13 protein-coding genes are annotated in these 14595 nt (G+C 60.0%); 5 read left to right on the top strand and 8 right to left on the bottom strand.

The genetic code is table 11. The features are described from left to right. Nucleotide 1 precedes the first annotated feature (1 nt). Both ACSAMM_RS04585 and ACSAMM_RS04580 read right to left on the bottom strand, forming a co-directional pair. Nucleotides 2–1138: a glycosyltransferase gene (locus ACSAMM_RS04585; RefSeq protein ID WP_457790090.1), complete on the bottom strand. Its 1137-nt coding sequence runs from the start codon at nt 1136–1138 to the stop codon at nt 2–4. A 121-nt stretch (nt 1139–1259) separates the two neighbouring features. Next, complete coding sequence (locus ACSAMM_RS04580; RefSeq protein WP_457790088.1) at nt 1260–2672, bottom strand: spore germination protein; 1413 nt, start codon at nt 2670–2672, stop codon at nt 1260–1262. Between the two features lie 169 nt (nt 2673–2841). Between ACSAMM_RS04580 and ACSAMM_RS04575 the strand changes: the two genes are divergently transcribed. Continuing rightward, nucleotides 2842–3477, top strand: a complete 636-nt coding sequence (locus ACSAMM_RS04575) for a hypothetical protein (RefSeq protein ID WP_457790086.1) — start codon at nt 2842–2844, stop codon at nt 3475–3477. Nucleotides 3478–3578: 101 nt separating this feature from the next. Here the strand turns inward: ACSAMM_RS04575 and ACSAMM_RS04570 are convergent, their stop codons facing one another. After that, nucleotides 3579–4301: a hypothetical protein gene (locus ACSAMM_RS04570; protein WP_457790084.1), complete on the bottom strand. Its 723-nt coding sequence runs from the start codon at nt 4299–4301 to the stop codon at nt 3579–3581. Nucleotides 4302–4479: 178 nt separating this feature from the next. Further along, a complete protein-coding gene (locus tag ACSAMM_RS04565) occupies nt 4480–4659 on the bottom strand; it encodes a hypothetical protein (protein WP_457790082.1) in 180 nt (59 codons plus the stop codon). A gap of 205 nt (nt 4660–4864) precedes the next feature. Here ACSAMM_RS04565 and ACSAMM_RS04560 point away from each other — a divergent pair, with 205 nt between their 5' ends. Beyond that, nucleotides 4865–5830, top strand: coding sequence for a type I phosphomannose isomerase catalytic subunit (locus ACSAMM_RS04560; protein ID WP_457790080.1), 966 nt, complete (start codon nt 4865–4867; stop codon nt 5828–5830). A gap of 20 nt (nt 5831–5850) precedes the next feature. Next, nucleotides 5851–6345, top strand: coding sequence for a tRNA (cytidine(34)-2'-O)-methyltransferase (locus tag ACSAMM_RS04555; protein WP_178726243.1), 495 nt, complete (start codon nt 5851–5853; stop codon nt 6343–6345). 32 nt (nt 6346–6377) lie between these two features. Here ACSAMM_RS04555 and trpS read toward each other — a convergent pair whose 3' ends face one another. Beyond that, nucleotides 6378–7400, bottom strand: a complete 1023-nt coding sequence (trpS, locus tag ACSAMM_RS04550; RefSeq protein ID WP_457790079.1) for a tryptophan--tRNA ligase — start codon at nt 7398–7400, stop codon at nt 6378–6380. Between the two features lie 29 nt (nt 7401–7429). Then, a complete protein-coding gene (locus ACSAMM_RS04545) occupies nt 7430–8626 on the bottom strand; it encodes an aminotransferase-like domain-containing protein (protein ID WP_457790077.1) in 1197 nt (398 codons plus the stop codon). A 156-nt stretch (nt 8627–8782) separates the two neighbouring features. Between ACSAMM_RS04545 and gltX the strand changes: the two genes are divergently transcribed. Together gltX and ACSAMM_RS04535 are read left to right on the top strand one after the other, a co-directional pair. Further along, nucleotides 8783–10441 (top strand): glutamate--tRNA ligase, encoded by a 1659-nt coding sequence (gltX, locus tag ACSAMM_RS04540; RefSeq protein WP_178726247.1) that lies wholly within the window; start codon nt 8783–8785, stop codon nt 10439–10441. A 38-nt stretch (nt 10442–10479) separates the two neighbouring features. Beyond that, on the top strand, nt 10480–12162 hold the full coding sequence (locus ACSAMM_RS04535) for a glutamine--tRNA ligase/YqeY domain fusion protein (protein ID WP_457790075.1): 1683 nt from the start codon (nt 10480–10482) through the stop codon (nt 12160–12162). Nucleotides 12163–12267: 105 nt separating this feature from the next. On the opposite strand, the gene ACSAMM_RS04530 is transcribed toward ACSAMM_RS04535, so the two are convergent. After that, the gene (locus tag ACSAMM_RS04530) at nt 12268–13851 is read right to left on the bottom strand and encodes a MutS-related protein (protein WP_457790073.1); all 1584 of its coding nucleotides are present in this window, start codon (nt 13849–13851) and stop codon (nt 12268–12270) included. A 79-nt stretch (nt 13852–13930) separates the two neighbouring features. Further along, on the bottom strand, nt 13931–14563 hold the full coding sequence (locus ACSAMM_RS04525) for a redox-sensing transcriptional repressor Rex (protein ID WP_457790071.1): 633 nt from the start codon (nt 14561–14563) through the stop codon (nt 13931–13933). Nucleotides 14564–14595: the final 32 nt, after the last annotated feature.

Here is a 14595-nt window from a genome sequence, read left to right as displayed (position 1 = left end):
ATCACTTGCCCCCTTTCGCGCTGTCTTGGCAGGCCTTTATCAGCTGCCCGCATACCGGCTCGATGCCGAACCGCTCCAGGATGCTAGCCCGGATCCGCTCCTGGTCGTAGCCGGCCGCCCGGTCGAGCATCTCCAGCATCGCCTGCGCCATGGCCTGGGGATCATCCACCGGCACCAGCACCCCGGTTTCCTCGGTGATAATATCCTGCGGGCCGCCGCAGCGGGTGGCAATGGCCGGCCGGCCGCACGCGGCGCATTCGTGGAGTACGCAGGACAGCATCTCCGTGCGGGAGGAACACACAAAGCAGTCGCATCCGTTCATGAAGCCGACCACCTCATCCCGTGGGATCGCCCCGACCAGGCGACAGTTGTCCGCTATGCCCAACTGGTCAATCAGTTTCTGGAGATTGTCGTGCAGCACGCCCTTTCCGGCTATCTCGAGGCAAACCGGCCGGTCCGTCATTTTCTTGAGCAGCGCGAACGCGCGGATTAGGGTGTCGTGCCCCTTGATGGGCCGCAGCTGGCCCATGGCGCGGAAGGTGAACGTCTCTCTCGGCGCCGTTTCTTGGATAATAAACCGGCTGTCGTCCACGAAATCCGGAATGATCCGCGTTTCCCTGTAGGGCGCCATCACCTTGTACAGTACCGAGCTGACGCAGGCGTTGACCGTCGCCGCATCCATAACGGCGTGCAGCCGGCGGACCGCCTCGCTGTCCGGCCCTTCCGTCACCACATAGGAGGAATGCTCCATGAAAAACAGGGGCAGCCCGTGCCGCCTGCAGAGCGCCGCTGCCTCGTACCCCTGGAGGGAGGAACGCAGATTCACCACATCGGGCCTCCCCCACTCCTTCTCTAGGCGGCGGTACAGTTTTTCCAGCATCCGAGTCCGCTGGATGCGCCGCCCCTTTTCCCAGCGGGGCGTCAGGTTGGGATGCACATAGGTATAGGCCAGCACGCCGCCGGCGTCGTCCCGGTGAATGCCGTTATGCGCGGGATGGAAATCGCCGCTGACATTCACATACAGCACAGCCATATCCACCCCTCGGGCGGCCAGCGCCTCCGCCTGCTCTTTATAAAAGGTGCCCAGCAGCGGCGCTTCAGCCGTAGGGTACCAGGAGGGAATCATCAACACTTTCATTTCAGCAGCCCCTATTCTTCCAGCCTTGGTGAGGTACGCCTTATTATACTCCATCTCCCCCGCACCTGGCAAGTAAAACGTCCCGCAGGCCCCGGATAAGTATCCGGGGCCTGCAAAATTTTCAGGTATTGTCTTTACTGATGGGCCGTCTCCACAGCAGACGGCGGAATGCCCTCCAGTTGAACGGAATAAGCGGATAAAGATAGCCGCTATTGCACACAGTGGGGGTGATGGCGATAGTCAGCAGGAAGAGCCCGACCCCCGCGGCGAACCCCCACCAGTTGAACAGCGCCGTCAGTACCAGTAGCAGCATGCGGAACAGCTTAAGCGCATACCCCAGTTCAAAGCTCGGCTGGGTGAAGTTGGCGATGGCCACAAAGGCCATGTACAGCAGCACCTCCGGCACAAACAGCCCGGCCTTGATAGCAAACTCGCCCAGTATCAGCGCCCCCACGACCGAAAACGCGTTGCTGAGCACCGTCGGCGTGTTCAGCGAGGCCAGCTTGACCCCATCGATGATCAGCTCGATGATCAGTAGCTGGAGCAGAATGGGGATGGAATTCGGCTCGTGTACCTGTATGAACTCCAACCATTTCGGGACGATGTCGGGATTTTTGATCAGCAGATACCAGACCGGCGTCATGAACATGGTAAACAGCGACACCAGCGCCCGCACAAACCGCAGGTACGACCCCACCAACGGCGGAAAATAGAAGTCGTTGGTATCCTGAACAAAATCGAAAATACTGGTGGGCAAAATCATGGCGGCGGCGGAATTGTCCACCAGCAGCAGAATCCGCCCCTCCGCGATGCTGGCCGCCGCACAGTCCGGCCGCTCGGTGTACCGCACCTTGGGGAAGGGGTTGAACCACTGCCGGCCGATTAGGCACTCGGCCAGGCTTTCCTGTGCCATGGTCAGGGTCGGGATATCAATGCTGTCCAGCTTCTTTTTCAGCTTGTCCAGCAGTTTTTTATCCACCCGATTTTCCATATAGCACAGCACGATGTCGGTCTGGGACACCGTTCCCACCTGATGGATGTCCATCGTCAGACGTGGATCGCGGATGCGCCGGCGGATGAGGGCGGTGTTAAACACCAGCGTCTCGACGAACCCGTCGTGCGATCCCCGCAGAACCCGGTCACTGTCCGGTTCTTCCACCCCTCTGGCCGGATAGGTGCGGGCGTCGATCAGGATGAAGCCGTCCACCCCGTCCACCAGCAGGGCCAGCTGACCGGACAGCACCGGAACCAGCACCGCCTGCGGATCCTGCTCGGTATCCACCTCCACATAGGTGATGAACCGGCCGGCAAACACCTCGGCGCCGGAAATATCCTTTACTTCCTCCGCCTTCAGGGACATAATATATTCGAGGATTTTTTCCATCACTTCGTCTTTGACGAAACCATCGATGAAAAACAGCACGGCGTCCCGCCCGCCGACAAGGATCTTCCTGGCGATCACATCAAAACTTTCCTTCACGCGCAGCAGGGATTCCACGTGATCGGCGCGGCTGGAAAACGGCAGATCCGGCATAGATGCAGCCCTCTTTTCATAAAGTCTCTCTATAGCGTTCCCGCCTGGCGGACGGATTATTACGTTTTGATGAAGGAAAGCCGGCCAGTCTTGTGCCGATACGTCTTTCATGCTATACTGAACAGGGATATTCCCGCCCTTTTCATTGAAATCAGGAGGAGGCTTTTCCATGCCAGACGATTTTGATTTCCGTCCCTCCGCAGGCGGACAGGAACCCAGCCGTACGCCGCCCGCCCCTTTCTCCTCCCCCATACCGCCCATTCCGGACATTCACGCGGCGCCCGCCCTGCCGGACATGCCGGCCGCTCCCTTGCAGCCGCCGGTATCCTATCCGCCGGCCAGCTATGCGCCGCCGGTTTATCCCGCCGCGCCCCAGCCGCCGGTCAACACCCCCTATACGCAGCAGCCTTACGCGCAGCCGTACAGCCCGCCGCCGCCCGTCAACACGCCGCCCTATTCCTATTATTCGCCCCAGCAGCCGGGCTACACGCCGGTCCCTTATGCGTACCCGGCTGTTCCCCACCGGAAAAACGACGGCCTGGCGATAGCTTCCCTGGTTCTCGGGATTCTGTCCATTCCGATTCTTCTCGCGGGTGATTCCTCCGTTTTTATGGGGATCGCGGGGCTGATCCTCGGCATCATCGCCAAATCCAAGGGCAGCGGCCGCATGGCGGTGGCGGGCATTGTTCTGAGCAGCATCGGCCTGGCGCTGTTTGTCCTGATGCTGGTTCTGGCTTTCTCCGGCTTCTTTATTTCTCATGAGATTTTTGACGATTCCTATCGGTTGTTTCGTTCCCTCTTATAAATCGCGGCCGCCCTTTTCAACGGGCGGCCATTTTTGTACTCTGTAAAAAAGCAGCCGGAAGAGGCATTGGCCCCTTCCGGCTGCTAATTATTCGATATCGATCACTCAGCGCTCGTGGTGGCGGTCGCTTCCGTGCCGGTGGTGGCGTCTGTCTTCGCCGTCGCGTTTTCGTCCTCAAGCCGGCCGCCCGTGGTGATCTCATACGTCAGATTTTCCAGGGAATCGTCCGGAATCTTGACATACTTCGGGGAAATATAAAACGTGAAAGTGCCGTAGCTCTCCGGATCGAGTGCGAAATCCTCAATGGAATCCGTATAGCCGCTCGCGATCAGCTCGCCGTCCCCATTGCTGACCTTGACTTCCAAAGACGTCAGATAATGCTTGGTATTGTAGGCGTTGGAAAGCTTGAGCACCACGGCAAAATGCTTGTCGTTGGTGTAATAGGCCCGCGTGATAATCCCTTTGATGCCTTCCGCCGACATCTCCGGCAACGCGGTTTCCTCCGCGATGAATTCATTGGAATTCGCCGCCTTGTCCTTACCGCTCGTCGCAAATTCGATCGCCATCATAACCCCTACCGCTATCACCACAGCCCCCAGGATTCCCACCATCACCCACAGGGTGGTGTTTTTCTCGCGGGGCATGCCATTGCGATATTCCTTCCTGCTCCGCCTTCTCATCTTACGCTCGGCCTTTTCCTGCTCTTTTCTGCGCTTCTCCTGTTCCCGAAGTTCCGCCGAACTGATGGAACGGCCCAGAACCCCGTTTTCTCCGAAGGTTTCCAGGTTCTCGTCGCGTTCCTGCTCATCCCGTTTGTCGTCCATGGTTTTTCCTCCTTGGATCCCGATTCCATATATAGCCAGCTTTCGCTGTAACCCTTTTATCATACACGAAAGCCGCGGTAAAGTAAAGCGATTTCACCGAAAATTCACGATACCATGGGCCGGCATTCGACAAAAGGAGGCGGGAGGGTCTCCCCTCCCGCCTCCAGCGAACTGCCTCTTAGAACATGCCCGTCACGTTGTCCACCAGATCGCCCACGTTGCGCAGGGCTCTTCCCACGTTCTTTTTCAGGCCCTTCTTGTTGGACTTCATGTAGCTGTTGCCCATAGCCCCGGCGACACAGCCCACAGCAATGCCCATGCCGATTCCTTTCATAAAACCGGATACGCCTCTGTTCATTTGAATTGCCTCCTTTTCCTTATCATATTTTGCTTTCGCTTTCTTAGGATTTCCGCCCTCTGTGTTCTCAAGCAAGGGGAATGCTGGCAGTCCCCTCGTTTATTTCCACCTCTGGCAGGGAATCCCGCCGCGGAATCCACCCTTGTCAAAATCGGAAAAATACGATAAGATAGGTAGCGTATTTTTAAGAATCGAGGGATTGTCTATGAAACCCTACCCGCTGCTGCTCAAACCGCCGATTAAAGATTACCTGTGGGGCGGTACTCGTTTGATTACGGATTTTGGATTTGAAACAACAAGCGCCAAGGCGGCGGAAGCCTGGGTGCTGTCCTGCCATAAGGACGGGGCGTCGCTTATCGCCAACGGCGAGCTGGCCGGCCATACGCTCCCCGAGGCGCTCGACCAGTGGGGCGATGCCGCCGTGGGCGACAAGGCCGCCGCCTTTCCTTACTTTCCCATTCTTATCAAGCTCATCGACGCCCGCGATCGGCTGAGCGTCCAGGTGCACCCGGACGACGCCTATGCCATGCGGGTGGAAGGCGAGTTCGGTAAAACGGAAATGTGGTACGTGGTGGACTGCGAACCCGGCGCCGCCTTGTTATACGGCTTCAGCCGCGGTCTCACCCAGGAGGAATTCCGCCGCCGCATCGAGACGGACACCCTCGAAGAGGTCTGCAATCGGGTGCCGGTGAAAAAAGGGGACGTGTTCTTTATCGAGGCGGGCACCCTGCACGCCATTGGCGCCGGTATCCTTATCGCCGAGGTGCAGCAGAACTCCAACACCACCTACCGGGTCTCCGATTACGGCCGCCTGGGCGCGGACGGCAAGCCCCGTCCCCTGCATGTGGATAAGGCCGTAGACGTCACCAATACCGCGCCGCCCACCCGGCCCTACGGCGCCGTGGGGGAAATCACCGCCATCCCCGGCGGTACATACCGGCCCCTGGCCTCCTGCAACCTGTTCACCTCTCAGCTTCTCTGCGTGGAGGAGGCGGTGCGCGTGGGCAGTATAGAAAGCTTTACCTCCCTGCTCTGCCTGGAGGGCGGCTGCGAGCTGACCGCCGCGGATGGCACGGCGCTGCCTTTGAAAAAGGGCGCCAGCGTGTTCCTGCCCGCCGGAATGACCGCCAAGCTGACCGGACGCGCCCAACTGCTGTGCAGCCGGGTGTAGGAAAGGAAGGAAGCAACCGTATGCCGCAGCTGAATATCGTGCTGGTCGAGCCCGAAATCCCGCAGAACACCGGCAACATCAGCCGTACCTGCGCCGCCACCGGCGCCCGTCTCCATCTGGTGGAGCCCATGGGCTTTACCATTGATGACAAAAAGCTGAAACGGGCGGGCCTGGACTACTGGCCCCTTCTGGACGTTACCTATTACAAGAACCTGGACGACTTTTTTGCCAGAAACGCCGGCCCCTTCTTTTATTTTTCCACCAAAGCCAGCCATATCTACAGCGACGTTGCCTATCCCGACGGCGCGTACCTGGTCTTCGGCAAGGAGACCAAGGGCCTGCCGGAAAGCCTGCTGCACGACAATCCGAACAGCTGCGTACGTCTGCCCATGATCGACAACGATGCCGCCCGCTCCCTCAACCTGTCCAATTCTGTGGCCGTGGGCGTGTATGAGGCACTGCGCCAGTGGGGCTTCCCCGGCCTGCGCACGGAAGGTCATTTGACCCAATATTAAAAACCGGAGGGCTGCGGCCCTCCGGTTTTTCCTTATTTCAGCAGGACGAATCCCATCTTCTTTTTGGCCTTATCCAGCGTGCGGGTGGCTATCTGTGCGGCCCGTTCCGCGCCCTGCTTCATCAAGATTTCCAGCTGCGCCTTGTCCTTCATCAGCTCGGCGAACCGCTCCTGAATGGGCCGGAGCTCTTCCGCCACGGCCTCGCCCACGGCGACTTTGAAATCGCCGTAGCCCCGTCCCTCGAACTCCGCCTCGATGGCCGCCATGTCCTTGCCGGTCACCGCGCTGTAAATTTCCATCAGGTTGTTGATGCCATCCTTGCCCTCGGCGTAGTGCACCCGGGCCTCGCTGTCGGTAACGGCCCGCTTGAACTTCCGCAGGATAGTAGCGGCGTCGTCCTTAAGCGAAATAAAAGCGTTCTGGTTTTCGTCCGACTTGGACATCTTTTTGGTAGGATCCTGCAAGGAGCGCACCCGCGCGCCCGTCTTCATGATGTAGGGCTCCGGCACCGTGAACACCCCGCCGTAATGGCCGTTGAAGCGCGCGGCAATGTCCCGGGTCAGCTCCACATGCTGCTTCTGATCCGCCCCCACCGGCACGTAATCCGGCTGATACAGCAGGATGTCCGCCGCCATCAGCGCAGGGTAAGCGAACAGCCCCAGCGTCACATTATCCGCATGCTTGGCCGATTTGTCCTTGAACTGGGTCATCCGGGCCATCTCGCCGTACTGGGCGTTGCAGGACAGCAGCCAGGTCAACTCGGCATGGGCCGGCACCTGGGACTGCACGAAAATCAAGCTCTTATCCGGATCCAGGCCGATGGCCAGCAGCAGCGCAAACATCTCAGTCGTCTGGGCGCGCAGCTTGGCCGGCTCCTGACGGACCGTGATGGCGTGCAGATCCGCCACCGCGTAAGCGCAGTCGAATTCCTCCTGCATCGTCACCCAGTTGCGCAGCGCCCCGAGATAGTTGCCCAGGGTGGGCACGCCGGTGGGCTGGATGCAGCTCAGCGCCCGTTTTTTGCGCGGCGCGGTCGTTTCCATGGTATGTTCCATACTTCCAAAACCCCTTTATATCTGTGGTGTCAATTCCGGTATTCCCTGGCAAGCTCGCCCAGCTGGACACAGCCGCGCTCCATCGCCTCCACCGTGGGGGTGGAGAAGTTGACGCGGAAGGAGGAGCAGGGCAGACCTTCATCCACCAGGAAGGCGGAGCCCGGCACCACGGCGACCTTGCGCTCTTTGACGGCGCGGGTGCAGAATTCCGGCATCGAAATCCGCTCAGGCAGGGTGCACCAAACAAACAGGCCGCCGGTCACCGGCTGATAGGTAACGCCGGCCGGCGCCAGATATTCGTCGATGTAGCGGCACATGGCCCGCGCCCGTTCCCGATAGAGATCCTGCAGGGCCTTCAAATGCGCCTCGTAGTCGTATGCCGCCATGAACCGCTCGCAGATCATCTGGGACAGGATGCCGGTGTGCACGTCCTCCCCCTGCTTGCAGACGATCATTTTCTGCACCACCGGGGCCGGCCCGATGGCGTAGCCCACCCGCAGCCCGGGCGACAGCACCTTGGAGAAGCTGCCCGCGTACAGCACCAGCCCGTCCTCGTCCATCGACTTAATGGACGGGATATACGCGCCCTCGAAGCGGAGATCCCCGTAAGGGTTATCCTCCAGAATCAGCACCTGATACTTTTTGGCCAGCGCCAGCATGGCCTGGCGCTTCTCCAGGCTCATGGTGATGCCGGAAGGGTTCTGAAAATTGGGGATGGTATAAATGAACTTAACGTTCTCGTTGGTTTTCAGCGCGTCCTCCAGGGCGTTCATATCCATGCCGTCGCTCTCCATCGGCACGCCGACCAGCCGGGCGTTCATGGAGCGGAAGGCGTTGAGAGATCCGATAAAGCTTGGGGCCTCGCAGAGCACCACGTCCCCCTTGTTGCACAGGGCCTTGACCGCCAGCCCCATCACCTGCTGGGCGCCGGAGGTCACCAGCAGCACGTCGCCGTCCCGGCCGACGTTGTGCTTTTCCTTCATATACGCGCTCAGCCGCTCCCGCAGGGCCGGATAGCCCTCGGTCAGGCTGTATTGCAGCGCGTCGATGGGATGCTCGCTGAGAATCCTCGCCGTGATTTCCTGCACCGCCTCCACGGGAAACGCTTCCGGCGCGGGGTTCCCCGCCGAAAAGGGGATGACCGCCGGATCCGACGAATATTTCAGGATTTCTCGAATCGCCGAAGGCTTCAGGTTCTGCACCCGTTCGGCAAAGGCATAGTTCATACCGATTCCTCCATTTTTCAGCGGCAAGCGTTTTTCCAGCCGCTGCCGACAAAGCTTTCTGTGTGGTAACCCTTTTATCTTACCATCATCGATTGACATTTTCAACTAAAAATTGTAAAGTAGAAAGGAATACATCCCAGTGAAAGGACCATCGACATGACGACATTGGAAAGTCTGGCCGCGGCCATGTTTCCCGCCATCACCCACACGCCGGAGGATTACGAGGCCATGTATCCGCCCCGCGCGCTGAAGGAGGGTGCCCGGGTCACCCGCATTGCTCCCAGCCCCACCGGGTATCTGCATCTCGGCGTGTTTTTCACCGCCATGGTCAACCGGCTGACCGCCAGCGCCTCCGACGGGGTGTTCTATTTCCGCCTGGAGGACACCGACAAAAAGCGGGAGGTGGCAGGCGGCGCGGAGGATATTCTCACCGGCCTGAATGCCTACGGCCTGACCATCGACGAGGGCTTTGTCGCGCCCGGCGAGGTGCGGGGCGCTTACGGCCCGTATCAGCAGAGCGAACGGGTGGCCATCTACCAATGCTACGTCAAGTCCCTGGTGGAAAAGGGGCTAGCCTACCCCTGCTTCTGCACCGAGGAGCAGCGGCAGGCGGTCCGCGAACAACAGGAGGAGGCCAAGCAGCGCACCGGCTACTATGGGGCCTACGCCCCCTGCCGCTCCCTTTCGCCCGAGGAGGCGCTTGAACGGGTGCGGGCGGGCGCGTCCTACGTGGTGCGGCTGCGCTCCCCCGGCAGCGAGGAAAACCGCGTCAAATTCGACGATATGATCAAGGGCACCATCGAGATGCCGGAGAACGACGAGGATTTGGTGCTGCTTAAATCGGACGGCGTGCCTACCTATCACTTTGCCCACGCCGTGGACGATCATCTCATGCGCACCACCCACGTCATCCGGGGCGACGAGTGGATTTCCTCCGTGCCCAAGCACCTTCAGCTGTTCCGTCTGCTGGGCTTCAAGCCGCCGAAATACGCCCACGTCAGTCCCATTATGAAGGAGGAGAACGGCGGCAAGCGCAAGCTGTCCAAGCGCAAGGATCCGGAGGCGGCCATGCACTTCTACGCCGAGCAGGGCTATCCGGCCGACAGCGTACTGGAATACCTGCTGACCATCGCCAACAGCGATTTTGAGGATTGGCGGCGGCGCAATCCCGGCGAGCCCCGCAGCCGCTTCCCCTTCAACCTGAAAAAAATGAGCGTGTCCGGCGCCCTGTTCGATATGGACAAGCTGGACGATGTGAGCAAAAACGTCATCGCCTTTATGGACGCGCCCACCGTCGCCGGATATATCCGCCGCTGGGCGGCACAATATGATCCGGAGTTTTCCGCTTTGCTGGAAAGCGATCCGGTCTATGCCGAAGGCATCTTCGCCATCGATCGCGGCGGCAGCAAGCCCCGCAAGGACATCGCCAAATGGAGCGACGCCAAGGAATACGCCGCCTATTTTTACGACAGCCTGTATCAGCGCGCCTTCGACCTGCCGGAAAATATCGCCCCGGCGGACGCCACCGCTATCCTGGAGGCGTATGCGGCGGTTTACGATCCCACTCTCGACAAGCAGGCCTGGTTCGACGCGGTCAAGGCCATGTGTCCCTCCCTCGGGTTCTGCCCAGAGGTCAAGGAGTACAAAAAGAATCCGGAGGGCTATAAAGGGCACGCCGGGGACGTCAGCACCGTCCTGCGCATCGCGGTGACGGGCCGCCGCAACACCCCCGACCTCTGCGCCATCATGCGGCATCTCGGCAAGGAGCGGGTTATCGCCCGCCTCCGGGAAGCCGCCGACGCCTATAGAAAATAAAGGCCGCCCGCGGCCTCAAGGACAGGAGTTCCATAACCATGTCGGAAGAAACAGTCAAAACGCCGGAATCCAGCAATTTCATTGAAGACATCATCCGCGAGGAGCTCGCGGAGGGCGGCCGCTGTCATGGCCGCGCCATCCAGACCCGTTTTCCCCCCGAGCCCAACGGCTACCTGCATATCGGTCACGCCAAGGCGCTGTGCATCGACTTCGGCATGGCGGAAAAGTTTGGCGGCGAATGCCATCTGCGCATGGACGACACCAACCCCACCAAGGAAGACGTAGAATACGTGGACGCCATCCAGGAGGACATTCACTGGCTGGGCTACGACTGGGGCAAGCATTTCTACTACGCCTCCGATTATTTTGAGAAGATGTATGAGCTGGCGGTCGGCCTCATTCGTAAGGGGCTCGCCTACGTCTGCCAGCTGACCCCCGAGCAAATGCGGGAAAACCGGGGCGACCTGTCCCGCCCGGCGGTCAGCCCCTACCGGGATCGCCCGGTGGAGGAAAGCCTCGACCTTTTCGCCCGGATGCGGGCCGGGGAATTCCCGGACGGCTCCATGACCCTGCGGGCCAAAATCGACCTGGCCAGCGGCAATTTCAACATGCGCGATCCGGTCATCTACCGCATCAATCACGCCCACCATCATCGTCAAGGGGACAAATGGTGCGTCTATCCCATGTACGATTTCGCCCACCCCATCGAGGACATGCTCGAAGGGATCACCCACTCCCTCTGCTCCCTGGAGTTTGAGGATCACCGCCCGCTGTACAACTGGGTGGTGGAGCATGTGGATCTCGAGGCGGATCCCCGGCAGATTGAGTTCGCCCGCCTGAACATCAACTACACCGTCATGTCCAAGCGCAAGCTGCGCCAGCTGGTGGAGGACGACTATCTCACCGGCTGGAACGACCCCCGAATGCCCACCCTGTCCGGCCTGCGCCGCCGGGGCTATACCCCCGCTTCCATCCGCAATTTCATTGAGCGTGTGGGGGTGTCCAAGGTGTTCAGCGTGGTGGACGTGGCCCTGCTTGAGCACTGCCTGCGGGAGGATTTGAACCTAAACGCCCCCCGGGCCATGGCCGTGCTCCGCCCCCTGAAGCTGACCATCGTCAACTATCCGGCGGATACCACCGAGACCTTCTCCATAGAGAACAACCCTGCCCGTCCGGACAGCGGCACCCGCCCCGTCTCCTTTTCCCGCACCCTGTGGGTGGAGCGGGACGATTTCATGGAGGAGCCGGTCAAGGGCTATTTCCGCCTGTTCCCCGGCAATGAGGTACGCCTGAAGTCGGCCTACGTCGTCAAATGCACCGGCTGCGTCAAGGACGAGGCCGGTAACGTGGTGGAGGTTCTAGCTGAATACGACCCCGAAACCCGCGGCGGCAACACCCCCGACGGCCGTAAAGTCAAGGGCACCATCCACTGGGTAGACGCGGAGACGGCGGCGGAGGCGGAGGTGCGGCTGTATGCTTCGCTGTTCACCGAGGCCGATCCGGAGGGGGGCGAGGAGGACTTCCTCGCGTGCCTCAACCGCGACTCTCTTGAAACCCTGACGGGGTGCAAGGTGGAGGCGGATTTGGCCTGTGCGGCCGCTCCGCAGGCTTTTCAGTTCCTGCGGCTGGGCTATTTCTGCGTGGACAATGTGGACAGCCGGCCGGGACATCTGGTGTTTAACCGCTCGGTTTCCCTCAAGGACAGCTTCAAAAAGGGCTGATTTTTTCACACAAAAGCGCTCCGCCGTGCTTTTTTTCGCACGGCGGAGCGCTTTTTTCGAACATCTGCGAACGAAAAAGGCCGCTTTTTCGACGGTTTGTGGCCGTTACCACACGCCCTCTTGCAGATACCTCTCCGCCCGGTTCTCCGCTTCCTGGGTCAAGGCTTTATCAAACCCCATCAGGGTCAGCAAACGGATGGCGTTGCGCGTGCAGGCAGGGCCGGGACGCAGGCGATAGTCGAACGCGATGGTATCGCCGGCAATCGCCTCCTCGAAATGCGCCATTTCGTACGCGTCGGACAGCAGCGCACACAATTCAATATCGTGGGTGGCGGCGATGCAGACGGCGGTTTCTCCGGCGAGATACCGCAGCAGAGTGCTGGAGGCGGCGATCCGTTCCACCGTATTGGTGCCCCGCAGAATTTCATCGATGGCACACAGCACCCGTTCCCCGCGCTCGACCGCCGTCAGGATCCGGCGGAACGCTTTCAGCTCTGTGATAAAATAGCTCTCCCCCGCCAGAATGTCGTCCGACAGGGCCATGGATGTATAGACATGAAAGGCGGAGGCGGAATAGGCGGTGCAGGGCGCTGTGCAAAGGCTCTGCGCCATAATCGCGCTTAGGGCCGCCGCCTTGATCAGCGTGGATTTTCCCGACGCGTTGGAGCCGGTCAGCAGCAGGGATCCAGTCAGCTCCACCGTGTTGGCCACCGGGTTTTTGAGCAGCGGGTGAACCAAACCGGCGGCGGTGAAATGGGAGGGTCCCTCTTTGTCAAAGTCAATAGCCGGGTCGCAGTACACGGCGGCGCTTTTGCGATAGGAGGCCACCGCAATGGCGGCGTCCAGGCGGCCCACGCACTCATGAACGGCAAAAATATCCTCCCGCAGGCGGCTGAGGCCGACCTTCGTCCACTCATACAAAATGAGATCAAACAAGCACAGGCTATTGAGGATCTGCGCGAACTCATTGTCGTAGGCAAAGGCGCTAAAGCCCATCCGGGACAACGCGCGGGTCCGCTTTTCAGCGGCTTCGTAGGGGCGCAGGTACGCGGCCAGTTCCTTGCCGTACAACCGGCAGATTTTCTGAAAAACGGCGATCAGGGATACCGAATAGCTGGCGGCGGGCAGGTGAGTTTCCAGCCGACGAAGCATGGCGATATGATAAATCGGATTCCCGAATAGAAAAAGGAGGAGAAACGGGAGGGCGGCCGGCGAGACGATCAGGCCGATCCCGCTGCCGATCAGCCCAACGAGCAGCAGCAGGGCGACAACTAGGCCGCATTTCCCGTGAGCGGAGGGGGAAAACGCCTCGATGGTCCGCGCCCCGCCGGTTTTCCCCAGACGGGACAGAAGAACCTGCAGCTTTTGGCGCAGCTCCGGCTGTTCCTCCATCAGGCGGATGAGTCCATGCCGCCGTTCGTATTCATCCCGCTCCATCGCCGGGCAGCGCAGCTGATAATACAACAGCTGCTCGCCGGAAGCGCTGCCGGTGCTGCTGACCCGTTCAAACAGGGTATCCAGATACAAATCGTACCAGGTGGTTTCATCCAGGGCAAAGGTTTCCGGCTCTTTTTCCCGGCGGTAATCGTAATAGGAACGAATACATCGGAAATCCTCATCCTCGTACCGATTGTCCGGCGGCTTGCCAAACCGGGCGGCAATGGCGGCCGCGCGCTTTTTTGACAACAAAGACGGTTTTCCTCCTTTGATACGCAACAGCCAGGGAAGGGCGCGGTCATGACCGCGCGTTCCCTGGCCGTTTTCGCTGTTATTCCTTTTTCAACTGGTAGGACAGGGTCATCAGGCTATCGCCCAGATGGACGTTCTCCACCACCAGGCCGGGATGATGATAGGTGATATCGTAATGGGAAAAATTCCAGAAGCCGCGGACGCCTTGGGCGATCAGCCGTTCCACCAGGGCGGGTGCGGCCTCCTTGGGGATGCAGAGAATGGCCACCTGCGGGCTGCACCCGGCGCAGACCTCCTCCAGCTCGGCGGTGGGGCGCACTGTCATGCCCCGCACCTTTTTGCCGATGACCGCGGGGGAATCGTCAAAAATCCCCACCAGCCGAATGCCCCGGTTTTCAAAATCCATGTGATTGGCGATGGCTTTCCCCATATTGCCGGCCCCTAGCAGGACGGTGTCCGACAGGGAGTCCATGCCGAGGATATGACCGATTTCCGTGTACAGCTGCTCGACCATGTACCCATAGCCCTGCTGGCCGAAGCCGCCGAAGCAGTTGAGATCCTGCCGGATCTGGGAGGCGGTCAGCCCCATCCTCTGGGACAGCTCCCGGGAGGAAATCCGGGTGACGCCGTTTTCCTTCAAGTCATACAGGAACCGGTAATACCGGGGCAGGCGGCGCACCACCGACATGGAAATGTATTCGCTTTTTGCCATACTACCACCCCTTCTCTAAAACAGCTGGGCGT

This window comes from Anaeromassilibacillus sp. SJQ-5 (assembly GCF_054108045.1).
This window is presented reverse-complemented; position numbering and strand designations above follow the sequence as displayed.